Below are 26,643 nucleotides of genomic sequence, written 5' to 3'. Positions count from 1 at the left end.
GCACTCGTGCACAAAGGAGAATTGACATGGCACCTCACGAAAACTACGATGAAGGCATGGAACATCGGATCACGAATCAGGAAGCTTTTGCGGTTGAGACACGCGAACGTCTAGCCCGGATCGAGGCGACCTTAGTCACCAAGACCGAGTTCTACGAAGCTATCTCCTCCCTTCGCGCCGAGATGCACAAGGGGTTTGCCGATACCATCAAGTGGGTGATCGGCATGTCGCTGGGCATTGCCATGGCCGGCATTACCGTCATGACCTTTGTGCTGAACAACGCCACGCCCAAGGCCGCGCCCGCCCAGCCCGCGCCGGTGGTGATTTATCTTCCATCCCCCCAAGCGCCGATCCCCGCTGCGCCACGTTAAGCATCCATGCGCCGCCGTGCCGCCAAGCCGCCTATACTCGGGCATGGCAAAAATCCATATCGGCATTTCGGGATGGCGCTACCCGCCCTGGCGCGGCGTGTTCTATCCCAAAAAGCTGGCGCAGGCACGCGAACTGGAATTCGCGTCGCGCGCCCTGCCCTCGATTGAGCTGAACGGTTCCTTCTACGCGCTGCAGCGCCCGGCCAGCTACCGCGCCTGGTACGAGGCTACCCCACCCGGCTTCGTTTTCAGCCACAAGGGCAACCGCTACCTGACCCACATCATCCGCCTGCGCGAACCGCGCGAAGCGCTGGCCAATATCTTCGCCTCCGGCGTCTTCGAACTGCGCGAAAAGCTGGGGCCATTTCTCTGGCAGCTGCCGCCCAGCCTGCGCTTCGACGCCGATACCGTCGAAGGTTTTCTCAGCCTGCTGCCGCACAACACGGAACAGGCGCTGGAGCTGGCGCGCCACCACGGCCCGCAGATGAAGGGACGGACCTCGCTGCAGGTCGACGCCAAACGCAAGCTGCTGCACGCCATGGAAGTCCGCAACGACAGCTTCATCGACGCGCGCTTCATCACCCTGCTGCGCAAATACAAGGTGGCGATGGTGGTGGCCGACACGGCCGGCAAATGGCCCGATTATGAAGACCTCTGCGCCAGCTTCATGTACCTGCGCCTGCACGGCGACAAGGAGCTGTACGCGAGCGGCTATACCGACGCGGCGCTGGAACGCTGGGCGCAACGCATCCGCGCCTGGAGCGACGGTGACCAGCCCGACGACGCAAAACTCATCTCGGAGCACAAGGCGCCGCAGCGCGCCAGCCGCGATATCTACTGCTACTTCGACAACGACATCAAGGTGCGCGCGCCGTTCGACGCGCGCCGCCTGATCCAGAAACTCGGACTCGATGAAGGGCTGGCCGATATCGGCAGCGGCTAGCGCGGCGCGTCCTCGTCCATCGCCGATTTCAGCCGCTCCAGGCGCTGCGAACGATAAATGCCCACGTGTCCCGAGAACAGATACGCTACCACGCAGCCCAGCGCCGCATATGGCCCGATTTGCGGGCCAAACAGCTCGATCGCCATCACCGTGCAGGCCAAGGGCGTATTCGCCGCCCCCGCAAACACCGCCACAAAGCCAATCGCCGCCAGCAGCGCGAAAGGCTGATGCAGCAAAGGCGCCAGCGCATTGCCCAGAGTCGCGCCAATGTAGAACAGCGGCGTCACCTCCCCACCCTTGAAACCGTTGCCGAGAGAAGCGACAGTGAACAGGAACTTGCCCGCAAAATCCCACGGCGCGACCGGATGCTGGAACGCCTCCACGATGACAGGAATCCCCAACCCGATATAGCGCTGCGAACCAAGCAGCCAGACTGCCGCCGCAATCAGCAAGCCGCCCAGCAAAGGCCGCAAAGGCGCGTACCCCACCCGTTTCTTCATGAACGAGGAAGCCAGATGCGTACCGCGCGCGAACAGCATGCCCGTCACGCCGAACGCGATTCCCGCGGCCAGCACCGCCGCAACACCCAGCGCACTCACCGCCGGCACCACGCCCAGCGCGTAATGCGTATGGTGCACGCCCCAGGCCAAAGTGATCTGATCGGCGACGATGGCCGCCACCATGCAGGGAAAGATCGCGTCGTAACGCATGCGGCCGATCACCAGCACCTCCAGGCCGAAGATGGCGCCCGCCAGCGGCGTGCCGAAAACCGAAGCGAAGCCCGCGCTGATGCCGGCCATCAGCAGGATGCGCCGGTCCTCATGGCGCAGGCGGAAGACATGGGTCAGCTGATCCGCCAGCGCCCCGCCCATCTGCACCGCCGTCCCCTCGCGCCCCACCGAAGCGCCGAACAGATGCGACACCACCGTCCCGAACAAGACCAGCGGCGCCAGGCGCAGTGGCACCACATGCTTCGGATCGTGGATCTCATCGATCAGCAGATTATTGCCGCCCTCGACCTTGCGTCCGAACTGCAGATAAATCCAGCCCACGGCAAAACCCGCCAGCGGCAGCAGCCAGATAATCCAAGGCGACGCCTCACGCCGGGCCGTCACCGCATCCAGCGCCATCAAAAAGAAAGCCGAAGCGCTCCCTGCCAGCGCCGCCACAATGCCCGCCAGCCCACACCACTTCAACAAATAAGGAAGCAGCCGCAGCTGCTCAGGAAGTCTCTTCATCATCAAACCCCAACAGAATCAAGAAGATTACCCCACCCTTTGATCCCGATCAACAAATGTCCCACCCTGGTGTCAGGCACCAGAGTCGGACATTCTTTGATCTAAATCAGTAAATGTCCTACCTTAGTGCCTGACACCAGGGTGGACATTTGTTGAGGAAGATCAAACGTCAGTGGCGATGGGGGGCGTTGCGCTTGACGTTGAGGGGGGCGGCGGCCTTGGTGACGGGGACGTTCGGGGCGCTGCTGGGGGGCGGGAGCTCGCCGGTCCATTCGCGGGCGACGCTGCCTTGGGGATGCTTGTACCAGCCGGGATCGCTGTAGTCGCCTCGGGCTTGGTTCTCGCGCACTTTCAACAGGGTGAACATGCCGCCCATTTCGATTTCGCCGTATTGGCCGGTGCCGGTCATCATGGGCAGGGTGTTTTCGGGGATGGGCATCTGCATGCCGCCCATGCTGCCGCCCTTCTCGCCCATCACCATATACCCGGGGACCAGCTTGTTGATCTTTTCGGCGACGCCGCGGTGGTCGACGCCGATCATGGTGGGGACGTCGTGGCCCATGGCGTTCATGGTGTGGTGGGATTTGTGGCAGTGGAAGGCCCAGTCGCCGGGATTGTCAGCGATGAATTCGACGGCGCGCATCTGGCCGACGGCGATGTCGGTGGTGACTTCGGGCCAGCGCGCGGCCGGTCTCACCCAACCGCCGTCGGTGCCGGTCACTTCAAAGGTGTGGCCGTGCAGGTGGATGGGGTGGTTGGTCATCGTCAGGTTGCCGGCGCGGATGCGCACGCGGTCGCCCTTGCGCACGACCATGGGGTCGATCGCCGGGAAGGCGCGGCTGTTGAAGGTCCACAGATTGAAGTCGAGCATGGTGTTGATCTTGGGCGTGTAGCTGCCCGGATCGATGTCGTAGGCGCTGAGCAGGAAGACGAAGTCGCGGTCCACCGCGTGCAGGGCCGGATCTTTGGGATGCGTGACCCAGAAGCCCATCATGCCCATGGCCATCTGCGCCATTTCGTCGGCGTGCGGGTGGTACATGAAGGTGCCAGCGTGCTTGGCGACGAATTCGTACACGAAGGTTTTGCCGGGCGGGATGGCGGGCTGGGTGACGCCGCTGACGCCGTCCATGCCGTTCGGCAGAATTTGGCCGTGCCAGTGCACGCTGGTGTTCTCGGGCAGCTTGTTGGTGACGAAGATGCGCACGCGGTCGCCCTCCACCACTTCGATGGTCGGGCCGGGGGTCTGGCCGTTATAGCCCCACAGATTGGCGAACATGCCGGGCGCGATTTCGCGCACCACGGGTTCGGCCACGAGGTGGAACTCCTTGACGTTGTCTTTCATGCGCCACGGCAGGCTCCAGCCATTAAGCGTGACGACGGGATTGAAGTGACGTCCGGTCGGTGGCGGCGGCGGAACGGCGGTGGCTGCGGCCGGCTGCAGCGGCGCTTCGGGCAGGCTGGCGGCGCCGGCGCGGCTTACCATGCCTGCGCCAATCAGGGCGGCTCCGGTCAGGAAGGATCGGCGGTTGGTCATTGATGTGCTCCGTGATTCGAGTGGTCGTGCGCCGGGGTTTCCTTCTGCAGGGTTGGCGCGGCGGCGGGGGCGTTGTTCAGGCGGGTGCCGGTGGCGGCTTCCAGATTGGCGTGGGCGATCCAGAAGTCCTTCAGCGCTTCGATATAGGATTTGACGGTGGCGGTCTGCTCGCGCGAGTCGGCCAGCAGCTCGAATACGCTGAGCAGCATGCCGTTGTAGCGCAGCAGGGTCTCGTCCGATAGCTGCTTGCGCAGCGGGATGACGACGTCGCGATAGTGTTTGGCGACATCGTAGGAGCTGCGGTAGTCAAGATAACTCTCGCGTGCCTCGCTGCGCGCCTGCACCGCCGTTTCGGCCAGGCGGTTGGCCGACTGCATATACACCGCTTCGGCGCGGGCGACGCGCGAGGAACCCCAGTCGAACAGCGGGATTTCCAGCGTCAGCTCGTAGCCGCGCATGCGCTCTTCGCCTTTGCGTTCGCGCACCACGCCCAGTTCCAGCGCGTTGATGAAGCGCGTTGCCTTGTTCAGGCCGAGGGAGCTGGCGGTGTGCTGTGTCTCCAGCGTGGCGGCCTGGATATCGATGCGGTTGCGCATGGCGCCTTGTTCCACGTCGTGCAGTTCGGCGGCCGATGCGGGCAGCTCGGGCAGACGCTGCGGCAGTTTGAAGCCGGTGTCGGCGCCCCATAGTCCCATCAAACGCGTCAGCTTTTCACGGCAGGCGGTGGCGGCTTTGCCAGCGCGCGCCACTTCGGCCATGGCTTCGGCGTAGAAGGCTTGTTCGCGCGCCAGGTCGAATTTGCTCCAGTTGCCGGCCTTGCGCATGCGCTCGGCCAGTTCGGCGCTGGCGTCGGCCGCCGCGGCGATCTGGCGCGAGTACTCGACGCCCTGCTCCGCCGCTACCGCTTCATAGTAGGCGCGGCGCGTTTCGGCGGCCAGCTTGATGGCGTCTTCGGCCACGGCAAGCTTGGTCTGCTCGAAACGGCGGCCTTCGATGCGCTGTGCCAGCGGCGCGGTGATCAGGTTCACCAGATTGAAGGTGAAGGTGCGCTCGATTTCCAGCTCGCCGCCGCCATGGCTGCGCTTGAAGCTGAAGCCGGGATTTTGCAGGCGTCCGGCCTGCACCAGATCGGCTTCGGCGATGCCCATCTCCCAGTAGCGGGCCTGCAGGCCACGGTTGTTCAGCAGCGCGATTTGCACGGCATCGTCGGCGCTCAGCTCTTGCGCGAGTTTTTCGGCAATCAGCTTGCCCAGGGCGCGCTGGTCGTCTTCATTGCGCAGCAGGCGGGTTTCGGCGCCGGTGCGGCTTTGCACGGCGGGCGAAACCACGCCGAAGCCGCCATCCGGCGAGAACGAGGCGCAGCCGCTGAGCAGCAGCGCCAGCAAGGCCAGGCCGGCATGGCGGGGCTTGAGTCTTTGTCGTGCGCTCATTGCTTGTGCTCTTTCATGTCATGGCCGGAATGACCGTGATGGCCGCTATGCTCATGCTTGCCCGTCTCCTGCGGCTTGCTGTGCTGATGCGCGCCGTGCATGCCGTGCATTTGATGGCCGCCATGGGCCATGCCTTCCTGGCCGGCGACGATGCGGTTGGATTCGGCCCAGGCGACGGCGGGCGTTTTGCCGAGGGGCGCTTCGGCGCGGTAGGCGTCCAGCACTGGGACGTAGCGCGTGGCCGGCACGGGCGCGTCGGCGCGCACCGGGTCTCCAGCCTGCGCGCCGGTGGCGGCCAGCGTCAATACGCCAACCGCTGCAAACAGCTTGTTCATGTTATACCTTTTGAAATTCAGTTTGGCGCAAGCCGCGTGGGCACGCGCCGGGATATGCCAGCCGCTTGGCTGGCCCGAAAATCAGACGGCGGGGGATTTGGGCGGGCGTTCGAATGCCGCCAGGTCGGCGCTCGACTGGGGCGCGCCGTGGAAGGGGATGGCTTCGGAGGAAGACTGCAAGCCGGGCAGCGGATCGGGCATGGCCGGCGCCAGCGCGGCGCCCACGCAGCAGGCGGCGGGCGTGCCGCAACGGTCCTTGCTGTGATCCTGCTTGCCTTGGCCATGCTGGCTGTGATCCTGCATCTGATGCTGGGTATCGGCCGTTGCGCCAGCGGCCAGCATGGCCGCGTGGTCATGCCCGGCATCGGCCTGCACGCGCGCGGCCGCCTGCGCCAGCATGGCGGGCGGCGACATCGGGGCGCACAGCAGCATGCTGGCCGACGCGAATCCCTGGAAGGGTAGCGCCAGCAGCATCAGCCAGACGAGCATGGATCGGAACAGAAGCTTCATGCGCGGAATCTTAGCATAATGATTCCGGCGCTGGCTTAGGCAGGATTTAAAAACGCTTGTTCAGACTGAGATATACGGCGCGCTTGATGACCGAGCGTGTCGCGATGGCCGTGAACTCGCCATGATCCGGCCCGATCAGATTGGTGCCGGTCAGCGACAGCTCCAGCGTGGGCTGGATGCGCCAGCCGAAGCGCATGTCCAGCGCGCGGTAATCCGGTACATCGGGGCTGCTCAACTTGCCCACATGGCGCAGTGCGATATCGAACTCGCGCTCGTCGCCGATCTGCCATGAGGAACGCAGCATGGCCGTATGGCGCGGATCGTGTCCCATGCGGCTGACCGAGGCTGCCGTGTCGATACTGTCCGGCTTGAGCCAGAAATGCTCATGCAGCGCGGTGAAGGCGGCGCTCAGGCGCCAGTTTTTTTGCACCTGCCAGCTGGCCCAGGCTTCCAGGCCGCGCGTGGAGCCCTTCATGCCATTGCCGAAAAAGACCGAGGTGCGGCTGGGCGCCAGCTCCTGGGTATGCAGGTCGTTGTACAGCGCGCGGTAAGCATTCACCGAATAGCTGAAGTCCTGCCCCACCCTGCCGCGATAGCCGAGCTCAAAGAAGCGCGCCACTTCGGAACGGAAGCCGGGACCGCCGGCCAGGATAAAAGGCGGCTTGGCTGGAAAGAAGACTTCCGCGTCAAGCCGCGATGGCGCGCGCACCGTGCGCGACACGGCCGCCCACAGCAAATGGTCGTCCGCCACCTGCCAGGCCAGGCGCGCATTGGGCAGGAATTCATTGCCGGTATAGTCGTTGCGTTCAACGCGCGCGCCCAAGGTCAGCTTCCACAGGGGGCTGAGCGCGATTTCATCCTGGGCGTAAAGACTGGTCCAGCTCTTCGTGTCGTTGGCCGGCAGGAAGCCGATGATGGCGCTATTTTCCAGACTGTCCTTGGACCGGCGGTATTCCGCGCCAAAGGTCGGCGCATGACGGCCGATGGGCGCCATCGCGTACTGCGCCTGCAGGCTGACCGTATCCAGGTTCTCATTGAAGAAAGGCGGCAGATCGCGCTCGGTGCGGTCGTAATAGGCCTGCACGCTCAGATTGCCGCCGCCGTCGAAATTGCGCGTCCAGCGCGCCATCAGGTTGCCGCCGCCCAGCACGACATTCCCCAGCGGGACGTTGACGCCGGTGAGCGAGATATTGCCCGGTTTGGGCTGTCCATGGCGGCCCCGGTACGCATCGCCCTGCAACGTGAACTGGTCGCGCGCCTGGCGCCAGTCGGCGCGGAAGCCGACCTGGCTCTGATGCCAGGCATCGTCGGCCTCGGCGCCGCTGGCCGTTTCCGTGTGCTTGACGCGAGAGCTCTTGGCATACAGCCGCCACGCGCCGTCCTCGCCGAAGCGCCCGCCGTAGCGCGCGCCCGCATCGGCGCGCAGCGTGCCGCCGCCCAGCGCCACCGCACCGCCCTGGGTCGCGCTGGCCGGCTTGGTGATCACGTTGATGACGCCATTCACGGCATTCGTGCCCCACAGCGTGCCGCCTGGCCCGCTGATGACCTCAATGCGTTCGATATCGTCCAGCGGCAGATCCTGGGCGTCCCAGAACACGCCGGAAAACAACGGCGTGTAGACCGAGCGGCCGTCGATCAGCACCAGCAGCTTGTTGCCGTCGTTATTGGCGAAGCCGCGCGCGCTGATCACATAGCCGGAACTGTAGGCCTGGCTGACTTGCAGATTGGGGGCCAGGCGCAGCGCCTCGGGCAGGCTCTGGACGCCGGAGCGGCGGATATCGTCGGCGGAAATCACGAACACGGCGGCGGCGGCATCGGCCAGCCTTTCTTCGCGCCGCGAGACGGAGGTGATGCGCACATTGCTCAACTCTTCGAGCGACATGGCGCTCAAGTTGTCCTGCACAGAGTTCGCGCACGCGGTGGCGGGAAGAAGCGCCAGCGCGATCCAGACTACACTTTCAGGCCATGGTTTTGCCATCGTTGCTCCCAGTGTGCCGCCCCGGAATTCATCATACTGGTTTTGCACGGAACACGAAAAGACTATCATTAAGCTAATCGCGGCGATGCCACACTCCGTCAAAAAACCTGCCAGAGCTGCCGGTCTTATGAAGTTTATTTATAATGACGCCGCCCTTCGACTACTCTCAAATAGCCATGAAGCCTCAGATTCAAGCGTTTTTCGACCCGGCCACCGCCACCGTCACCTACATCGTGTATGAGAAGGATGGCGCGGACTGCGCGATCATCGACTCCGTGCTCGATTACGATCCCAAGTCCGGCCGCACCGCCACCGCGTCGGCGGACAAGGTGGTGGAATTCGTGCAGGCCCACGGCCTGAATACCGTCTGGCTGCTGGAAACGCATGCCCATGCCGACCACCTGTCGGCGGCGCCGTACCTGAGGGAGAAGCTGGGCGGGCGCATCGGCATCGGCGTCGATATCCGCGCCGTGCAGCATGCTTTTGCCAATGTCTTCAACCGCAAGCCCGCTTCCATGGACGGCTCGGAATTCGACCACCTGTTCCAGCCGGACGAGGTGTTCGCCATCGGCGCATTGCAGGCCAAGGCGCTGCATGTGCCGGGCCATACGCCGGCCGACATGGCTTATCAGGTCGGGGATGCAGTGTTCGTGGGCGACACCATGTTCATGCCGGACGTGGGTTCGGCGCGCTGCGACTTTCCGGGCGGCTGCGCCAGCCTGCTGTACAAATCGGTGCACAAGCTGCTGTCGCTGCCCGATGAAACCCGCCTGTTCATGTGCCACGACTATCCGCCCAATGGCCGCGAGCCGCGCTGGGAAGTGACAGTGGGCGAACAACGCGCCAGCAATATCCACATCCGCGATGGCGTGAGCGAGGACGATTTCGTCTCCATGCGCACCAAGCGCGACGCCACGCTGGCGATGCCGACGCTGATCCTGCCTGCCATCCAGGTCAATATCAACGCCGGCCAGTTGCCGGAAGCCGAAGAAAACGGCGTGCGTTATCTGAAGATTCCGATCAACGCGATTTAAGGCTTATCGCTTTTAAGGCTTATTGCTGCTGTTCCGGCGCGCGGCCGATAGGCTGGTCCATATTCGCCAGGTACCAGGACAGCGCCGTCATCAGCGCCACATGGCGGCGCAGGTAGTCGGGGTTGACCTTGTCGAAGGTGTCGGCCGCCGTGTGGTGGTAGTCGAAATAGGCGCTGCCGTCGGACAGCGGCTCGAACAGCGGCACGCCGTCGGCTTCCATCAGGTACAGGTCGGCCGCGCCCAGGGCGTCCTGGCGCGCGAAGTGGCCGGCGCCGATCGGCAGCAGGGCCGCTTGCAAAGGCGCGAACAGCTTGGCGTACTGCGGCTTCACGCTGCCGCGGATGCCGAAGGGACGTCCGGCGCCGCCGTCGCTTTCGATGGCGGCGAACTGCTTGTCCAGGCGGCCCTTGTTCTCGGCGTGGTAGGCGGCGCCGCCACGGGTGCCGTTTTCCTCATTGGCCCAGGCGATCACGCGGATGGTGCGGCGCGGCTGCAGCTTGAGCTTTTTCAAGGTTTCGATCACGGCCATGGAGCTGGCCACGCCGGTGCCGTCGTCATGCGCGCCGGTGCCCAGATCCCAGGAATCGAGGTGGCCGGACACCACCACCACTTCATCGGCCTTGTCGCTGCCCGGCAGGTCGGCGATCACATTGAAGGTGTCGGCATCCGGCAGGTTTTGCGGGGTCAGGGTCAGCTTCATGGTGACGGGGCCGCGCTTCGCCAGGCGCGCGATCAGCATCGCGTCTTCCGAGGTGATGGCGGCGGCCGGGATGCGGTCGTCGGCGCTCAAACCGGTGGCGCCGGTGTGGGCCAGGCGGTAGTCGGCGCCGCCGATGGAACGGATCAGCACCGCCGCCGCGCCCAGCTTGGAACCCAGCTTCGGTCCCTGGGTACGCATACGCGACAGGCGGCCATAGGCCGGGCCGGCCAGGCCGCGGTCGGCCATGCCCTGGTCGAAAGGCACGTCGAACAATACGATGCGGCCTTTGACTTCGGCGGCGCGCGCCTGCAGCTCGTCCAGATCATGCACGATAATCACTTGCGCATTCAGGCCGGTAGCCGGGGTGGCGCCGGAGCCGCCCAGGGCGGTCAGCACCACGCGCTGGGTGACGCCGGCGGGACGGCCGGCATAATCCACCAACTCGCCCGTCTCTTCGCCACGCACCCAATGCGGCACTTTCACCGGTTGCAGCGTGACTTTCGCGCCCAGCTTGCGCATGGCGTCGGCCACCTGCTCGACGGCGGCGGCAGCGCCAGCCGAACCGGAAAGACGCGGGCCAACCAGGTCGGTCAGGTCTTCCAGGCGCTTCAAGGCCCAGTCGCTCTGCATGGCGGTATCGCGGATCTGGTTCAGGGTGGCGGGTTCGTTGGCTGGCGCGGCCGACGCGGCGTTCAAGAAGCAGGCCGCCAGCGCGGCGATGACTGGCTTGCGAAGAGCGAGATTCATGCAGATCCTATGTCCGGTGAATATGGATGGGATGGAAAGATTAGCCTATTTCACAATATTGTGCAGCAAGTCGCAGAAATTGACCCATTTGGCAGCGCGGGCTACCATGCCTGCTCCATCCGGCGGAAGGCAATCATGTTAAAAAGTTTACGCTGCACGGTGCGGCATCTGCTGAATACCGATCTGAATACTTTTATCGCCCTGGTCAACGACCTGCCTTCGCGCGGCGACTATTTTTCCAGCCACTTCAAGTCGCCCGAGGCGATGCGCAGGGAATTCCTGCAAAACGGCTTCGTCAGCGAGGACAGTGAGCTGTTCGTGGTGGAAGACCAACTGCACCACATCGTCGGCGTCGTCACCCATTTCAAAAGCCGCACGCCGGTCAGCCGCGAGATCGGCTACCGCCTGTTCGATCCCTCGCTGGCCGGACAAGGCTATACCACGGAGGCGCTGCGCCTGCTGTGCGACTACCTGTTCAAGGTGCACACCTGGCACCGGCTGGAGGTGTTGAGCGCCCCACAGAACGAAGCCTCGGTGCGGGTCGCGCAGAAATGCGGTTTCAGCGAGGAAGGCACGTTACGCCAGGCCTTCTTCATCAATGGCCATTATCAGGACGTTAAGGTATTTAGCCTGCTGCGGCCGGAATGGGAGCGCCTGCATAGCGCCTAGACTGGCCGACTTTGTAAGAATCTGTATATGGTGTGGGTGGTTTTCGGTCGCTCCTATATAGTGCAGTCATAGAGAACGGCGCGAACCATCCCGGTCGCGGCGCCGAGCATAAGGGGAACGCCATGCTGAACAAGAAATTCATCGCTGCGCTGTTGCTGGGTGCAGCCGCCGCCAGCGCGCCGGCCTTCGCTGCCGGCGACCGCGACTTCAACACCGCCGCCGGTGCCGTGATCGGCGCGGCCATCGGCAACCATAGCGGCGGCACCGAAGGCGCCGTGGTCGGTGGCCTGATCGGCGCAGCCGTCGGCAATGGCCTGAGTTCGGACAACCGCCGCTACCGCAACGACCGTTATGTGGAAACCCGCGTCTACACGCAGCCGGCGCCGGTCTATTACGAGCCGGCCCCGGTGTACTACGCGCCGCCACCGCCACGCTACTATTCGCCGCCGGAAGTGGTGTATGTGGAGCGCAGCCGTCCTTACTACCGCGAGTACTATCGCGAAGAGCGCCCTTATTACCGTCATCACCATCACCACCATCACGGCCGCTGATTTCAAGCGGTCCCGCCTTCCACGGCCCGGCATGCGCAAGCTGTCGGGCCGTTTGCTTTTCCCGTCCCTCCGCTAAGTTCCCGCGACGGCATGCCGCCGCTGGGAGAGACTATGTTAGCCAAAGATGCCGTGCTGCCGCTGGAACTGGGCCATTACCGCCTGCGCGAGCAGCTGGGCGGTTCGGCTTACGGCGTGATCTGGCGCGCCAGCGCCCCGTATACGATGCGCGAAGTGGCGCTCAAGCTGGTGAACGAGGAGCAGATGGCGCGCGCCTTGCCGCAGCAGCGCGCGCGCTGGGCCGCCAGCGCCGACGTCGAAATCGCCTTCCTGCAATCGCTGGAACCGTGGGACGAACGGCATATCGTACGGCTGCTGGACAAGGGCTGGCATAACGGCCTGCCGGTGCTGGCCCTGGAACTGATGGATGGCGATCTGGCCCAGCACCTGGCGGCGCTGAAGCGCGACGGCGGCGACCTGCCGCTGGCGCAGATCCTGGACTGGATGGCGCAGCTGAACCAGGCGCTGGCCAAAGTCCACCAATACGGTTGGCGCTATCTGGACCTGAAACCGTCCAACATCCTGGTCGACAAGCGCCTGGGCATCGTCAAGCTGGCCGATTTCGGCACCAACCGCGCGCTGGCGGATCTGCATGCCCATTCCTACGCCGGAACGGCGAGCTGGCAAGCGCCCGAACAGTTCTTTCCCGACGCCGGCGGCCACTACGCCACGGCGGCGCAAAGCGATTATTTTGCGCTGGGCGCACTGTTCTACTTCCTGGTCTGCGGCGGCACGCCCCTGCGCTTTTGCGCGGCCTGCGGCCAGTCTTACCGAGAACACAGCACGGCCGGCGCGCAACGGCTGCGCGAGCAGTCCGGCGGCGCCATTCCTACACCGCTGTCGGCAGACGAAGAGGCGCTGTTCCAGCAGCGCCTGCCGCGGGCGCTGACCGATCCGGCGCTTGCGCTGCTGCGCGCCCTACTGCATCGCGAGCCGGGCGAACGTCCGCGCCATGCGCTGCAAATCAGCCGCATGCTGAGCACCATCCGCAACGCCTCCGACCAAGCCATGGATACGCCGTATTCCCTGATGCTGGGCCAGATGCACGCCCGGAAAGGCTGGTCATGCGCGACAGCGGCATAAACATGGACCAGCGCAAACGGCAGTCCGCCGGCGAAGCGACTGCCCTGCCCTCGATGCGTCCAGCCAGGGTGTGGCCAGACGCAAACCGCACAGGAGCGGCATCTGGCATGGCGGGTGCCGCGGGTAAGCCATCAGTCTTGCGGCAAGCCGCCTCCCGTGACGGCATGCGCACGGTGGCCGGTGTGCTGCTGGCTGGCCTGCTTGGCCTGCAATTGCTAGCCTTGTGGCGCGCTCCTGCCATGTGGCAGGCAGCGGAAATCCTGGTCCAGCCCAGCGCGCAGCCACTGTTATTGGGACGCCATGAGCTGGCCGCGCCGCATGCCGAGCGCCGCCAGTTCGCGCTACGCAAGGATGGACGCCAGGGCTGGATGCTGCGTAATTTGAGCAGCAGCGTGCCTGTCACCCTTGTCCGTCGCGAGGGAGAGCTGCGCAGCGGCAGCACCTTGCCCAGCGCCGGCAAGCAGATGCGCATCGGCGCGGCCGTCTTCACCATCAGCCATGCGACGGAGGAATCGCTGTCCTTCAGCGGCGCCGGACATCACTGGCAGTACGACGGCGCCACCTTGTCGCGCGATGGCGTGGCGCAGCCGCCATGCGCCGATGCTGGCCTGGCGGCACGCGCCCTGGGCTGGTGGAACCGTCTGATGCCGCTGCCCCTGAGCGCGGCACGACCGCTAAGCTTTGGCGGCAATGTCCATTGCGGCAACCGGCTTGGCTTGGCCGGCGAGGAGGCCGGCGCCGCCATGCTCTACCGCGATCACGGTCGCCTGCGTCTCGCCGCTGGAGCGGAGGGCGCGCATACGGCACTGTCGCTGACCTCCGGCCGGATAGATGGCGGCGGCAGCGATATCCGCCAGCAGGAATATGCCCTGGACGGCGTTGCGGCGTTGGCGGTGGGTGGCACGCGCTTCCGGCTCTCGGGGCGCGGCGAGTCCCTGGTCCTGCAGCCCGGGCGCAAGGTCGCCTTGCACGGCGCGCCGGAGATCCAGCTGCCGCCGGGCGTGGAATGGCAATGGCAGCAGCGCGCGCTCTGGGCAGCGCCGCAATCGCCGACCCTCTGGCTTGGATTGGCCGTCGCGCTCAGCGCCCTGCTGCTGGCAAAGATGCTGGCCTCGCCCATGCTGCCGCGCATCCATCTGGCCGGCGCGCGGCAAGCCGTGGCGCATGCCGCCCAGTGCGCGCAAACGGGACAACCGTGGCGGCCAGCCCTGCTTGCGCTGGCCGCCGCCGCGCTGCTGGTGAGCGGCGCTGCCGCCATCGTCGCGCAGCGCATGGGACAGGCGCCCGGCGCGGCCTATGTGCTGCTGCTGGCGGGCGGCGCTTGCGCGCTCTGGCTGTCGATGCCGGGCCGCCTGCCATTGGCGGTGGCCGCCGGCCTGACGCTGGCCGCCACCGGCCTGCTGGCGCAGCTGGAGCTGGGATTGGCGGCCGGCGACAGCTCGTGGCTGCGCTACTACCTGAAAACCGCCGCGCTGCTGGCCGCCGGTTCCGGCGCCATCCAGCTGTTCCGCCTGTGGGCCGGGCGGCGCCATGCCGCGCCGGCCTGGCTCTCCATGCGCGGCGTCGAATGCCTGCTGGCGCTCTTCGCGGCCCTGGCCTTGCTGGCCCTGGCGGCACAAGTGCTGTGGGGCGACGAAACCGGCGTCTTCGATATGCAGCCGGTGGAACTGGCCAAACTGGCATTGGCGGCGCTGAGCGCGCACTGTCTGGCCTTGCGCATGGGCTGGCACAGCATGGCCGGCGATGGTGCCGCCCTGCGCCTGCGCTGGCTGCAGCTGATCGCGCCGGTGCTGCTCTTCCTTTCCCTGCTTGGCCTGGCGCTGGTGCAGGTGGACGACTACTCGCCCCTGATCCTGCTGCTGGTCTGGGGCATGGGCCTGGCCCTGGCCTATGCCTGCGCCGCGCGCCGGCGTTGGCTGGCGGCCCTGCTGCTGTGCGTCGCCGCTGCCGGCGCGGGCGGCATTGTGCTGCTGCGCCAGGCCGGGCCGGAGGGAGTGGCGCATCTGCCGGTGCTGCGCGCCTTCTACGCCGACCGCTTCCAGGTCTGGCTCGATCCGGCACGCCACCCGCATACGGGTCAGCAGATGCTGCTGGGCGCCCAGGCCATCGCGGAAGGCGGCTGGCGCGGCAGCGATGGCTGGTTCGGCCTGTCCACGCTGGGCAAGGCTGCACCAGGCGCGCTGGCCATCCCGGCCGTGCAGGACGATTTCGCGCCCTCCTTCTTCCTCAACCGCCACGGCCTGGCCGGCGCGCTGGCCTTATGGCTGGTGCAGGCGGCCTTGGTCGGCGGCCTGCTGCTGACGGCCTGGCGCTGCCATGCGGCCGGCCGTGCCGCGCGCGACTTCCGCCAGGCCTGGCGGGCGCGCTTCCGCTGCTTTGCGCTGTGCGGCGGCGCGGCCTTCGTGCTGGGCCACCTGCTGCTGTCCTGGGGCACCAATCTGGCGATCTTCCCCATCATGGGCCAGCCCATGAGTTTTCTGTCGGCGGGCGGCAGCCACCTGCTGTTTTTCCTGCTCCCCCTGCTAGCACTCGATGCGCTGAGCAGCGCATCTTTTGAGGAGTAAGCGCCATGCCGATCTATGTCCAACACGAAGTCCTGGGACGCATTCCCGATGTTTTCAACGCCGAATCGATCTGGCAGGCGCCCGGCCTGGCGCTGTTCGCGCGCCGCCCGCTGCTGCGCGACCTGCTGGAACGCTGCCCGCGCGAACAGCGCGGCCGCGCCGCCACGCGCTGCTTCTCCCACGTGGCGCTGGCCCTGCCGCAGGAAGATGTGGACGACGATTACCACCTGACGCGCGGCGCGCGCGCGCGCGAGCTGGCCGCCACGCTGGCCAGCCTGCACCAGAAGGATTTCGGCGATCTGCTCGGCAGCGACGAAGTGCGCTACGACGTGATGGGCAGCGAACATCTGGCGGCCGGCGAAATCGAAGTGCGCTTCGGCCATGCCGTCTATCTGCCCGCCAGCGGCGAAAAGGCGCTGTTCATGGTCAGCGCTTCGCGCGACAGCGCGGTGTGGAAGCCGGTCTGCCCGGTGTACGCCAACCAGCGCCTGGTGCTGATCGGCGGCGACAACGGTCCGGCCACTTGCGCCGTGCAAGGCTGGCCCTTCGGCGGCGACGGCGCCATCCTGCTGCTCAACGACGGGCCGGACGCGCCGCCCGTGCTGCATATGCGTCCCAAGGATGTTTTCGATTGCAGCTTCGACGCCGCCAACGGCTGCTACGTCATCAAATCGGCGCGCGGCGGCATCGGTCCGCAAGGCCAGCCCCCGCGCCTGCTGCTGAAGATCACGCCCACGGCCGTCGCCACGCGCGGCACGGCATCCAGCGGCGCGGCCGGCCCCGGCAACGCGTCGGATGCCGCCATCAATATCGCCCGCCAGACCGGTCCGCGCGCAGCGGCCGACGGCAATGCCGGCGGCACTGCGCCGGAATGGGCGGCGGCGCGCGCCGCTGTCTGGCAGGCGCGCGCCAGGCTGCCCGATCTCCCTGAAGAACGCACCGCCGCGCCGCTGCCCTCCAGCCAGCGGCCGGCGCCGGTCACGCCGGAAAGCGATGCGACTTACGCCCCCAAGGCGCAGCAGCGCCTGGTGCTGGCCGCGCTGGCCCTGCCGCGCTTGAGCCGCTACCGCGACACCGGCGCCACGGCGCTGCAAATCCCGTTCGACGGCCAGCTCGCGCTGGCGCCCGTGCCCGGCAACGGCAATCTGCTGACCATCACGGTCAGCGCCAGCGACGAAATGTTTGCCATCACCGAAGCGGGCCGCCAGCGCGTCCATGCCCCGGCCAGCTTCTCGCCGGTGGATGGAAGCAGCATCCAGCTGCTGCCGGCCGCCGGCGCGCTGGCGGAGCGCTACTGCGCCCTGCTCGCGCTGCCGCATGCGGCCAGCGCCCCCATCGCCAGCGGCGCGCGCCTCACTTTCGGCCGCGGCATGCCGGCGCTGAGCGCCTTGCGCGTGCTCGATTCGCCGCGCTATCTGCGTTGCGGCGAGCCCTCAGCCGCGCCGGGACAGCACAGCTCCAGCCCCGACCGCATCGGCCTTTCGCGCAACGCTTTCAGCTTCGAAGCCAGCGCCAAAGGCTTGCTGATCGGCCGCCTCTCGTCCAGCCAGGCCTTATACCACCTGGATGAAAAGCTGCATCCTGTCGCCCGCATCGACGAGGCGGCGGGCGAAGCGCCCTATCTGCTGCCGCCGGGCCACCACCTCGTCGCCGGCCATTACGTGCTGCGCTACGAGGCCTAGGATGGAACCCAGCATGGACTTCGCCTCCTACTACGGCGCCTTGGCCTATCTGGCCGGACTGGCCATGACGCTGGTGCTGGCCTCCTACCTGACGCCGCGCAGCTGGTGGCGCCGTCCCACCGCGCGCGGCCTGTTCATCCTGGCTGCGGGCAGTTGGGCCTTGGGCGGCCTGCTGCTGTATTTCTTCCACGCCTCGCCCCTGCCATTCAGCAGCGCCGTCGCCAACGCCAGCGCCACGCGCATCCCGCCCAGCCGCCCGATGCCGGCGGCGCCGACGGCGGCACCAGCGGCTGAGCGGATAGGTGCCGGGCCGTTCTACCGCGTCCACCGCGACCTGAATCTGCGCAGCGCGGCCAGCGTGGGGGCGTCGCGCCTGGCCACCGTGCCGGCCGGCGCCAGCGTCACCTTTACCGGTGCGCGCCAAGGCGACTGGTGGCAGGTGCAGGCCAAGGTGGATGGCAATATGTATACCGGCTGGGCCAGCAGCCTGTGGCTGCGCAAGGCCGATGAGTGACGTCGCCGCAGTCGCCAGTGCGCCCGCTTCGCGCTACACTGGGAGCACAATGACAACATTGCCTGCCCCGCTCAATTTCGGCCCGCTGCTCGATGTGGCGGCGCGCAGCAATCCCTGCGCCATCGCCGGCGCCGCGCTGCGGCTGGAGAATCAGGACAACTATGTGCTGATCGACGCCAGCGGCCAAGCCGTGATGCTGCACCAGCAAGTCCCGCGCCGCCTGCAACTGCCCCACTGGCCAGCCGGCCATCTGCGCCTGGCGGTGATGGATGGCATGGGCGGCCATGGCCACGGCCGCGAGGCGGCGGAAGCCACGGCTGCCGGCCTGCTGCGCATGCCGCCTTGCGCCACGCTGGCGCAACTGTCGCAGCAGCTGGACGCCCTGCACGCCGACTTGCAAGCCCAGTTCAGTCCACCCGGCCAGCCCCACAACGAGCGCCGCCCCGGCACCACGCTGACGCTGGTGGAGCTGGCGCCCGGCCAGGCGCCGCTGCTGTACCACGTGGGCGACTCGCGCCTGTACGAGATCACGCCGCAATGGGCCGCCCCGCTGACGGTGGACCATGTGCCGGCCACGATGTTTGCGTTGCACGGCTTGCTCGATGAAAGAGAATGGTGGCAGCAGGTGCACGGCGAACACCGCGCGCAGATCTCGCAAGCTTTCATCCTTGGCAATGCCTTCGACAATCCCCTGCAGCTGGAAGACGGGCTGCGCGCCCTGGACCGCGGCTGCCTGCCGCCCTTCCTGCGCCATCTGGGCGACCGCCGCGCTTTGGAACTGCGCCGCGACGCCCTGTACCTGCTGGCCAGCGACGGTTTCTGGGCTTGCCGCCAGCCGCAGCTCTGGACGGCGCGCTGGCCCGAGCTGCTGGCGCATGCCAGCGCCGCAGGCGCGCTCGATGCGCTGTTCGGCGAGTTCAATGCCCATCCGCCGCCCGGCCTGCACGTTGACAATTTGACAGCGATCGCCTTCCGCCTGGCCTGAATCGATACGCCCCACTGTTGCAGAAGAAGCGTGCCTTGAGCACAGGCGAAAAAACTGCGCTATTCATACTAACGGCAGGTTGCCAAAACGATGAGAAAGCGCGTAAGCTCTCGTCTATCCCTTCTTCCCGTCTGCCATGAAAAAATGCAGTAACCCCGACCATCCGCATTGCACTTGCTGGGTCACGCCCGGCGAGAGCAGCTGCACGGCTGGCCATAGCCAGGCGGCGTCCGCGCCGACCAGCTATGACTTGCTGACGGCTGTGCGCAGCGCGCGTTCGGGTCCGCAGACGCCGGCGGCCACCCAGGCCGCCACGCAGGCGGCGGCGGAGATGGTTGCCAACTATGCCACGGCCATGCGCTCTTCCGGCGCCCGGCCGCAGCTGCATATCAGCGGTTTCGATCCGCGCGCGGCCGGCGGCCGCCAGACCTTGAAGATGGAACTGCGCGGCATGCCGCAGGATTGCGCGCCGCAGCTGGCTATCCATCTGCAATCGGAATTGATACCGAACGGCGCCTCGCGCCAGCAATTCTCACGCGTGCTGCAGGGCGGCTGGCGCCCGCTCTTCGTGGAATTTTCCTCGCGCGGCAAGGAGCACGGCCAGTACCAGATCCGCGCCGAAATCCTGAGCCAGGCCACGGGCCAGCCCACGCGCAAATGGGAATGCACTTTTGTCATCCTGGTGCCGCGCCTGGATGCTACGCTGACCGACATCCACCGCATCTTCCTCAGCACGCACAAGAATGTGCGCGTGATGGCCGACGACGCCTCGATCGCCCGTGTGGCCGCGCAAGGTGGCGCCAGCATGGACATCGACGTCACCGCGCGCAATGCCGGCATCGCCCATCTCGACCTCGGCGCGCCGCAGGGCAAGGTGGACATGGGCTTCACCACCATCGCCTGGGATGAAGACCTGATCGAAATCGACCTGCCGCACGCGGGCGAAAGCCACCCGCATCCCAGCACGGCCGCCAGCATCGTCAACGCCGCGCCGGAAGGCGGCGCGCAGCGCCAGATCCGCCTGTTCGCGCTGGAGGACTGCGTGCTGGGACGCCACGAGCTGGTGGACCCGGAAGCCGATGTGCTGCTCACGCATTTCAGCGAGAACGGCCAGGACACGGGCGGCCTGACGCGCCGCCTCTCGGGCCGCCACGCCGTGATCCGGCGCGGCAAGCAAGGTTTCGAGATCGAGGATGTGTCGCGCTACGGCCTGCTGCTGGACGGCGTCTGGCCCGGCAAGCATAAGCCGGTGCCGCTGCGCCAAGGCATGCGCATTGAAATGAGCGCCAGCATCAAGGGCATCGTGGTGCTGACGGTGAGCGCCGTCATGCCGCATGGCGTGATCCTGCACCGCCTGGACCAGGGCGCCCCGGCCGAGTGCTTCTACCTGCTGATGCCGGAGACCCACCCCGGCTATCCGATGCCGCGCTTTGCCGCCGCGCCGAATGCGGCGGCGCTGCCGCTGCTCATGCACCACAGCGGCGGCTTCTGGCACCTGGACCAGCTGACCGGCAAGGAAACGGCGCTGGCGCCATCGGCCTCGCTGGAGCGCCTGAGCCGCCTGCCCAAGCATACGCGCTTCGCCAGCGAACCCTATCCGGAGTGCTGGATCATCCGCACCGGCGGCGCCGGCCAGCACGGCACGCTGCCGCTGCACGATATGCAAACGGCCTGAGTCAATACGGCCGCACGGCCTCAGGATGCGCGCGGCGTATTCTGCGGCAGAGGAATCCACTCCGTTTCGCCCGGCACTTTCGGGAAGCGCTGCGCGTCCCAATCGCTGGCCGCCTGCAGCAAGCGTTCCTTGCTCGACGAAACAAAATTCCACAGCATGAAGCGGTGGCCATCCAGCGGTTCGCCACCGATCACCACGAAACGCGCGGTGCTGCGCGCCACCACGCGCTGCGAGCTGCGCGTATCCAGCAAGGCCATGGTGTGCAGCGCCAGCGCCGTGCCGTCGATTTCCAGCTCGCCGGAGACCGGATACACCGCCGCTTCTTCCGGCAATCCGCTCAAGCCCAGTTCCTGCCCTTCCTGCAATTGCACATCGAGGTAGAGGGTCTGGCTGAAGGTGGCCACCGGCGAGGTGCGGCCAAAGGCGCTGCCGATCAGCACGCGCACTTTCGCGCCCTGCACTTCCAGCTCGGGAATCTCTTCGGCCGCCGTGTGCACGAAGGCCGGCTCGGTTTCCTCATGCGCCTTGGGCAGGGCCGCCCACAGTTGCAGGCCATGGGTGCGGTGCGGCTTGCCCGCCAGGTCTTTGGGCGTGCGTTCGGAGTGCACGATGCCGCTGCCGGCCGTCATCCAGTTGATCGCGCCCGGCTCGATGCGCTGCAGGGAGCCGATGCTGTCGCGGTGCTCGATCGCGCCTTCGAACAGATAAGTGACCGTGGCCAGGCCGATATGCGGATGCGGGCGCACATCGTGGTTGTCTTCGGGTTTCACGTCGACCGGGCCGAAATGGTCGAAGAAGATGAAGGGGCCGACCGCCTGCTTGACGACGGAGGGCAGATAGCGGCGCACCATGAAGCCGCCGCCCAGGTCCTTCTCATGGCCTTTCAATACATGGGAAATCGTCATCGCATCACCCCAGCACGGTGCTCACTTCGGTGGTCACGCTGGTCATCAGCTTATGCACCGGGCATTTCTGCGCGACCGACAGCAACTCTTCGCGCTGCGCCTCGGTCAGGTCGCCCGTCAGATGCAGGGTGGTGGCGAGGCGGTAGACGCCCTTGCGTTCCTCGCTGTCGTCGCGCTCCGTGCTGACCTGCACATCCTCGACCGGAATGCCCTTGCGCTTGGCGTACCAGACCACGGTCAGCGCCTTGCAGGCGGAAATGGCGGCGTCATACAGATCATGCGGAGCCGGACCAGCGTCATTGCCGCCCTCCGCCACCGTGCCGTCCACCGAAATCAGGTGGTTGCGGACGTGGGCGATATGGCGCATGGGCAGGGATTGATCGCGGATTACTTTGATGGTCATGGCTGTTTCCTTACTGGCGAATTGCGAATACCGCAATGTACACCGTTTGCCGCCATCAAGCCAACTTGCGCGCCACCCGGAAGCCCACCACATCGTTGGCCAATACGGCGGAATAGCCGTTGCGCAGCGCCGAGCGCAGATAGCGCGGGTTGTACAGCCAGGCGCCGCCGCGCAGAATGCGGCGCGCGGCATCGCCGCCCTCTTCCCAGGCGCGCCCGTCCAGCGGCGCGCCCTGGTAATTCTCATGCACCGTATCCTGCACCCATTCCCATACATTGCCGTGCATATCGTACAGCCCCCAGGGATTGGGCGGGAAGCTGCCCACCTTGCTGGTGCCGTTGCGGTGCGCGCCGCGCGGCCCGCCGTTGTAGGTGAAGTTGCCGTCGTAATTGGCCTGCTCAGTGCTGATGGTGTCGCCGAAGCTGAAGGCGGTGCGCGTGCCGGCGCGACAGGCGTATTCCCATTCCGCCTCGCTCGGCAGGCGATACGTCTGCCCGGTCATCTCGCTCAGCCATTGCAGGTAAAGCTGGACGTCGTTCCAGCTGACGCAGACCACCGGATGCAAATCGTCCTGGGCGAAGCCGGGCGCGCTCCAGTCCACGTCGAGCTTCGACTCCCAGCCAGTGGCCCGCGCGAACTGGCGCCATTCGCGCACCGTGACCGGATAGCGGCCCAGCGCAAACGACTGTTCGATGCCGACCCAGCGCTGCGGCGTTTCGCGCTCCAGCCACGATTGCTGGGAGCCGGCTTTCAGCGCCACCGCATGTTCATGCGGCGCGCCGCCCATCTGGAAGCGGCCGGTCGGGATCAGCACCAGCTCCGGTCCCTTGCCGCTGCCGTCGGCGAAACTGTCGCGCAGCACGCCGCTGGCGTCGGCCACCGGGCTGTCAGCCGTCGGCAGGATGGCGCGCAGCTCGGCCTCGTTGCGCGCCGCCTGTTCCTTGCGGTGGCGTTCCTGCTCGGCGCGATAGGCCGCTTCGGCCTTGATCTGGGCGGCCTTGCGCTGCTTCTCCTCGAATTCCTGGCGCGCCTTTTGCGCGTCGGCCTCGCGCCGCGCCAGCAACTGCTGGCGCAACTGTTCCTTGCGCTGGCGCGTTGCCTCTTCCGCGTCCAGGCGGCGCTGCTTTTCCTGTTCGCGGCGCTGCTGCTCCAGCTTGAGCTTCTGCAGGGCCAACGCCTCGGCTTCGGCCTTGCGCCGCGCCAGCGTCTCGACGCGCTGCTGCGCTTCCAGCTGCGCCTGATGCAGGCGTTCCTGTTCGGCGCGCGCGGCGCGCTCCTTTTCCTCGGCCTGTTCGCGTTCGCGCTGGCGTTCCAGCTCGCGCTGCTGCTGGCGCGCCTGCTCGGCTTGCGCCGCCAGCTCTTCCTCGCTGGGGCCGGCCGCGCGCTGCAAGGCATCCAGCAGCCCACCCACCGAACCGGGACGCTCCTCATGGTCGAAAGCGAAGCCGCGCTGCAGCACCTGCCATTGCAGCGCGTTCAGAGCCTTGGGCGCATCGGGCTGGACCTGGGCCGAGCGGTTTTCGCCGAAAGGCATGCTTCCTTCCAGCATCTGGTAAATCATCACGGCCACCGCGTACACATCGAGCTGCGGCGCGGGCTGGCCCTGGTTGGTGCCGGCTTCCGGCGCGCGGTAACCGGCGGTGCCGGCATTGGGCGTCTGCAGCAGGCCAAGGGTGCTGCCCGAGCTGCGCACGCGCGAAGCGATGCCGAAGTCGAGCAGCTTGATTTCGCCGCGCCGGGTCAGGAAGACATTGCCGGGCTTGAGATCGCGGTGCACCAGGCGGTGCTTGTCCCAGGCGTATTGCAGGGCGTTCGCCACGGGGCGCAGCAGTTGTACCACCTGGTCCAGCGTGGCGGCGCCGGTTTCGGCCAGCCAGGCATCCAGGTCCTGGCCTTCCAGGCACTCCATGATGATGAAGTAGCTGGCCGTGGCCGGGTCTTGCGCCCACTCGTAGACGCGCACGATATTGTCATGCGCCAGGCGGCGCGCTTGCGTCGCTTCCTCGATCAGCAGCTTGGCGTGCACGGGATTCTGCGTCAGCTGCGGCGGCAAGATTTTCAGCGCCACCTGTTCGCTGTGTCCCAGCTCGGCGTGCGTAGCCAGGTCGGTGGCTTGCCATACCTGGCCCATGCCGCCCATGCCGAGCAGACGTTCCAGCCGGTAGCGCCGGTTCTGCGGGCCGATTTCCTGGCCCGCCATCAGTCCCAGCTCCGTGCCCTGCCGCACAGGCACGGGCAAAGCCGCGGCGGCGTGGCCGGGCGGCGCATACTCGGCGTCCAGGATGGCGTTCTTGCGGCGGTCGAATTCCGCCAGGCTTAACAGACCGTCTTCATGCAGGGCACGCAGTTCGCGGATCTTGTCTCTTGCTGTTTGCATCATCGGAGCGGCACGCCGCATTCGGCGCAGAACTTCGCATTCGGGGTATCGGCCGGAATGGCGTGGCCATTGATGCAGTAGCGTAGGCCAGGCGCGGCGGCAGTATGGTGGTGACGCACCGGCGCGCCCGCCTGCGCCACGCCCACGCCAAGCTGCATCTGCGACGCCAGCGCATTGGCGTGCGTGGCGTTTTGCAGCTTGAGCAGCTCCAGCTGGTGGGCGCGGTCCTTGTCGGCCTGGCTGTCGGCGTGGCTGCGCTCCTGCCGTGCCCTGTCCTCGGCCAGGCGCATGGCCTCGGCCGGCGTCATGCTGTTTTCAGCGGCGACCACCGCCGCCAGCGCCTGGATCTGGTCGGCGCTCATGCCCGACTGCGCCTGCACTTTCAGCAACTGGGCCAAGGCTTGCGCATTGGCCGTGGGCGCCAGCGCCACCTTGGCCGTGTCGCTCAAGCTGCCGATGGCCTGCGCCTTCTCGATCTCGATGCGGGCCAGCGCGGCGGCGTGCTCCTGCTGCGCCACCATGCTGTCGTATTCATGCTTCCAGCGCGCGTAGCTTTCTTCGCGCTGCTGGGCCAATTTCTTCAACTCCTGCTGCCATTGGGCCTCCTGCTCCTTCTGTTTCAGGTGCAGGCGCTGTTCCTCGATCACCACCTGGTCCAGCATGCCCTGGGTGTTCAGTTCCTGGGCCTTGCGCTGCTGGATGGCGTCGGCTTCGATGGTGCGCAGCAGCTTTTCATACTGGAGCATGGAATCGGCGCCGGCGCCGGCGCGCTTCAGCTCTTCCAGCTTGGCCGTGATCTGGGCCAGTTGCACCTGGCCTTCGGCGTCCTTGGCTTCTTCGCCGCGTCCCAGCTCGCGCTGGCGCGCCGCATGCTGCAGCTCTTCCCATTCCTGCACGCGTTCGGCCTCGCGCTGGCGGGCGGCATTGGCCAGGCTCAATCCCTGGAAGCGCGCCTTGTGCTGCTCGGCTTCCAGGGACGCCTCGCGCCGCTGCGCCTCGTCTTCGGCCTGGCGCAGGCGCTGCAACTGGGCGCGGCGCAGGGCTTCGTCCTCGATGGCGAGGGCTTTTTCGATCTGGTTGCGGATCTGCTGGACATGCAGCTGGTGCGAGAAGCGCTGGCTGGCCAACTGGCGCTGCTCCTGCGTTTCCTGCTGCGCCACTTCCAGCTCGGTGCGCATGCGGATCTGCGCCAGCTGGCGCACATGGTCCCATTGCGCCGCCTCGCCGCTGCGCGCCGCCTTCTTCTGCGCCAGCTCGTGTTCCAGCTCGGTCAGCACGGCGCCGGCGCCACGCTCGAAGGCCAGCTTGCGCGTCTTGGCGTCAACGATGCGGCCGTACAGTTCCACCTCGCGGGCGCGGATGGCCTGCACCCGCTCCGCTTCCTGCTGCGCCAGTTCGGCCTTGTCCACGGCCGCGTCCACGCGCAGCTCGCCACGGCGGTACTCGCTGCGGCGCTTCTGCTCCTCGCGCCAGATGACTTGCCACTCTTCGTCGTCGTAAAGCTGGTCGAGCTGCTTCACATGTTCCAGCTGGGCGTGGCGCTCGTCGGCCACCAGCCACAGGCTGCCGACGCGCTCGCGGTTGTTGTCGAATTTATCATGGCGCAGGGACAGCGTTTCCACCTGGGCCACGGCGAGGCCGAATTCGGCCAGGCGCTGTTTCAGCAAGGCTTGCAGGCGCTCATCCAATTGCACGCGCAGATCGGGATTGCCGCTCATTTCGCGCAGCGAGCGCGCGCCGATGAATTCGGCCGCGATCTGGCGCACCGATGGCGCCAGCAGCTCATGCAGCTGGAGCGCCGTCACCGCACCTGGCGCCAGCATGAAGTGCTGCGCGAAGGCGGCCACATTCTCGACCTTGATACCGACGCTGAAGCGCGCCGCCACCTTCAGGTGTTCGGCGCTGGGCAGATCGCCGAAGTGGAACTCGACCGGCAGCGGCGTGGTGCGCGTGATGAGGATTTCGGCATGCTGGTCGCGCAGCAGATTATTCAGACGGGTGAAAAAGCCTTCCAGTTCATACTCGCCCTGCGGCACTTCGGTAGCCTGGCTGCCTTGCAAGATGTAGGCGCGGGTGGTGGGCGGCACGCGCAGGGTCTTGCTGAACAGGCCAGACAACTGGCGCACGCCGAAATACACGGCCAGTTCGTCGTTGGCGGGAATCCAGCGGTTATCGCGCAGCACCGGTTCATTGCGCGCCGCGCCCAGCGACAGGCCGCATTGGGCGCAGTAGGCCGCCGCCTCGGCATTTTTATGCTCGCAACGCACGCACTTGCTGCCACCAAAACCAAACATCTTGAACATGCCAGACTCCTATAAACTCTTTCTTCTTGTATCGGCTGCTTTGCCGATTTTAGCA

General features: G+C 66.4%; 22 protein-coding genes. 11 read left to right on the top strand and 11 right to left on the bottom strand.

Features of this window, described 5'->3' with window-relative positions:
• The first annotated feature begins 26 nt into the window (after positions 1 to 26).
• Together FHS03_RS21085 and FHS03_RS21080 are read left to right on the top strand one after the other, a co-directional pair.
• Positions 27 to 371 (top strand): hypothetical protein, encoded by a 345-nt coding sequence (locus tag FHS03_RS21085; protein ID WP_183442899.1) that lies wholly within the window; start codon positions 27 to 29, stop codon positions 369 to 371.
• A gap of 43 nt (positions 372 to 414) precedes the next feature.
• Positions 415 to 1,314, top strand: coding sequence for a DUF72 domain-containing protein (locus FHS03_RS21080; protein ID WP_183442898.1), 900 nt, complete (start codon positions 415 to 417; stop codon positions 1,312 to 1,314).
• On the opposite strand, the gene FHS03_RS21075 is transcribed toward FHS03_RS21080, so the two are convergent.
• The 6 genes from FHS03_RS21075 to FHS03_RS21050 form a co-directional block, all read right to left on the bottom strand.
• A complete protein-coding gene (locus tag FHS03_RS21075) occupies positions 1,311 to 2,552 on the bottom strand; it encodes a voltage-gated chloride channel family protein (RefSeq protein ID WP_183442991.1) in 1,242 nt (413 codons plus the stop codon). The two genes, FHS03_RS21080 and FHS03_RS21075, sit on opposite strands and share 4 nt — an antisense overlap.
• Positions 2,553 to 2,721: 169 nt before the next feature.
• Positions 2,722 to 4,086 (bottom strand): multicopper oxidase family protein, encoded by a 1,365-nt coding sequence (locus tag FHS03_RS21070; RefSeq protein ID WP_183442897.1) that lies wholly within the window; start codon positions 4,084 to 4,086, stop codon positions 2,722 to 2,724.
• Complete coding sequence (locus FHS03_RS21065) at positions 4,083 to 5,516, bottom strand: TolC family protein (protein WP_183442896.1); 1,434 nt, start codon at positions 5,514 to 5,516, stop codon at positions 4,083 to 4,085. The genes FHS03_RS21070 and FHS03_RS21065 overlap by 4 nt, the downstream gene beginning before the upstream one ends.
• Entirely contained in the window at positions 5,513 to 5,851 is a 339-nt protein-coding gene (locus FHS03_RS21060) for a hypothetical protein (RefSeq protein ID WP_183442895.1), read from the bottom strand. The genes FHS03_RS21065 and FHS03_RS21060 overlap by 4 nt, the downstream gene beginning before the upstream one ends.
• Positions 5,852 to 5,932: 81 nt before the next feature.
• On the bottom strand, positions 5,933 to 6,361 hold the full coding sequence (locus FHS03_RS21055; protein WP_183442894.1) for a hypothetical protein: 429 nt from the start codon (positions 6,359 to 6,361) through the stop codon (positions 5,933 to 5,935).
• 46 nt (positions 6,362 to 6,407) lie between these two features.
• Positions 6,408 to 8,339, bottom strand: coding sequence for a TOL_0244 family TonB-dependent receptor (locus tag FHS03_RS21050; RefSeq protein WP_183442893.1), 1,932 nt, complete (start codon positions 8,337 to 8,339; stop codon positions 6,408 to 6,410).
• A gap of 176 nt (positions 8,340 to 8,515) precedes the next feature.
• Here FHS03_RS21050 and FHS03_RS21045 point away from each other — a divergent pair, with 176 nt between their 5' ends.
• Complete coding sequence (locus FHS03_RS21045; RefSeq protein WP_183442892.1) at positions 8,516 to 9,373, top strand: MBL fold metallo-hydrolase; 858 nt, start codon at positions 8,516 to 8,518, stop codon at positions 9,371 to 9,373.
• Positions 9,374 to 9,392: 19 nt separating this feature from the next.
• Here FHS03_RS21045 and FHS03_RS21040 read toward each other — a convergent pair whose 3' ends face one another.
• Complete coding sequence (locus FHS03_RS21040; RefSeq protein WP_183442891.1) at positions 9,393 to 10,820, bottom strand: M20/M25/M40 family metallo-hydrolase; 1,428 nt, start codon at positions 10,818 to 10,820, stop codon at positions 9,393 to 9,395.
• Between the two features lie 135 nt (positions 10,821 to 10,955).
• Between FHS03_RS21040 and FHS03_RS21035 the strand changes: the two genes are divergently transcribed.
• From FHS03_RS21035 to FHS03_RS21000, 8 genes are all read left to right on the top strand, one after another.
• The gene (locus FHS03_RS21035; RefSeq protein ID WP_183442890.1) at positions 10,956 to 11,489 is read left to right on the top strand and encodes a GNAT family N-acetyltransferase; all 534 of its coding nucleotides are present in this window, start codon (positions 10,956 to 10,958) and stop codon (positions 11,487 to 11,489) included.
• Between the two features lie 122 nt (positions 11,490 to 11,611).
• On the top strand, positions 11,612 to 12,040 hold the full coding sequence (locus FHS03_RS21030; RefSeq protein WP_183442889.1) for a glycine zipper domain-containing protein: 429 nt from the start codon (positions 11,612 to 11,614) through the stop codon (positions 12,038 to 12,040).
• A gap of 111 nt (positions 12,041 to 12,151) precedes the next feature.
• Complete coding sequence (locus FHS03_RS21025; protein ID WP_183442888.1) at positions 12,152 to 13,180, top strand: serine/threonine-protein kinase; 1,029 nt, start codon at positions 12,152 to 12,154, stop codon at positions 13,178 to 13,180.
• A 107-nt stretch (positions 13,181 to 13,287) separates the two neighbouring features.
• Positions 13,288 to 15,744, top strand: a complete 2,457-nt coding sequence (locus FHS03_RS21020) for an FtsW/RodA/SpoVE family cell cycle protein (RefSeq protein ID WP_229426330.1) — start codon at positions 13,288 to 13,290, stop codon at positions 15,742 to 15,744.
• Between the two features lie 5 nt (positions 15,745 to 15,749).
• Positions 15,750 to 17,426 carry a hypothetical protein gene (locus tag FHS03_RS21015; protein WP_183442887.1) on the top strand — a complete coding sequence of 559 codons (1,677 nt, stop codon included), beginning with the start codon at positions 15,750 to 15,752 and terminating at the stop codon, positions 17,424 to 17,426.
• Between the two features lie 13 nt (positions 17,427 to 17,439).
• Positions 17,440 to 17,940, top strand: a complete 501-nt coding sequence (locus FHS03_RS21010; RefSeq protein ID WP_183442886.1) for an SH3 domain-containing protein — start codon at positions 17,440 to 17,442, stop codon at positions 17,938 to 17,940.
• A 49-nt stretch (positions 17,941 to 17,989) separates the two neighbouring features.
• Positions 17,990 to 18,925 (top strand): protein phosphatase, encoded by a 936-nt coding sequence (locus tag FHS03_RS21005; protein WP_183442885.1) that lies wholly within the window; start codon positions 17,990 to 17,992, stop codon positions 18,923 to 18,925.
• A gap of 136 nt (positions 18,926 to 19,061) precedes the next feature.
• Positions 19,062 to 20,600 carry an FHA domain-containing protein gene (locus FHS03_RS21000; RefSeq protein ID WP_183442884.1) on the top strand — a complete coding sequence of 513 codons (1,539 nt, stop codon included), beginning with the start codon at positions 19,062 to 19,064 and terminating at the stop codon, positions 20,598 to 20,600.
• A gap of 20 nt (positions 20,601 to 20,620) precedes the next feature.
• Here the strand turns inward: FHS03_RS21000 and FHS03_RS20995 are convergent, their stop codons facing one another.
• The 4 genes from FHS03_RS20995 to FHS03_RS20980 are packed head-to-tail and all read right to left on the bottom strand — an operon-like array spanning position 20,621 to position 26,588.
• Entirely contained in the window at positions 20,621 to 21,505 is an 885-nt protein-coding gene (locus FHS03_RS20995) for a pirin family protein (RefSeq protein WP_183442883.1), read from the bottom strand.
• A gap of 4 nt (positions 21,506 to 21,509) precedes the next feature.
• Positions 21,510 to 21,908 carry an OsmC family protein gene (locus FHS03_RS20990; RefSeq protein WP_183442882.1) on the bottom strand — a complete coding sequence of 133 codons (399 nt, stop codon included), beginning with the start codon at positions 21,906 to 21,908 and terminating at the stop codon, positions 21,510 to 21,512.
• Positions 21,909 to 21,963: 55 nt separating this feature from the next.
• Entirely contained in the window at positions 21,964 to 24,288 is a 2,325-nt protein-coding gene (locus FHS03_RS20985) for a bifunctional serine/threonine-protein kinase/formylglycine-generating enzyme family protein (protein WP_183442881.1), read from the bottom strand.
• On the bottom strand, positions 24,285 to 26,588 hold the full coding sequence (locus FHS03_RS20980) for an SPFH domain-containing protein (protein WP_183442880.1): 2,304 nt from the start codon (positions 26,586 to 26,588) through the stop codon (positions 24,285 to 24,287). The genes FHS03_RS20985 and FHS03_RS20980 overlap by 4 nt, the downstream gene beginning before the upstream one ends.
• Positions 26,589 to 26,643 lie beyond the last annotated feature (55 nt).

The sequence above is a fragment of the Pseudoduganella violacea genome (genome assembly GCF_014191875.1).
In the GTDB taxonomy this organism is placed as follows: Bacteria; Pseudomonadota; Gammaproteobacteria; order Burkholderiales; family Burkholderiaceae_D; genus Rugamonas; species Rugamonas violacea_A.
Note: the sequence above shows the minus strand (reverse complement) of the source record. Positions and strands in the feature narration are given on the sequence as shown.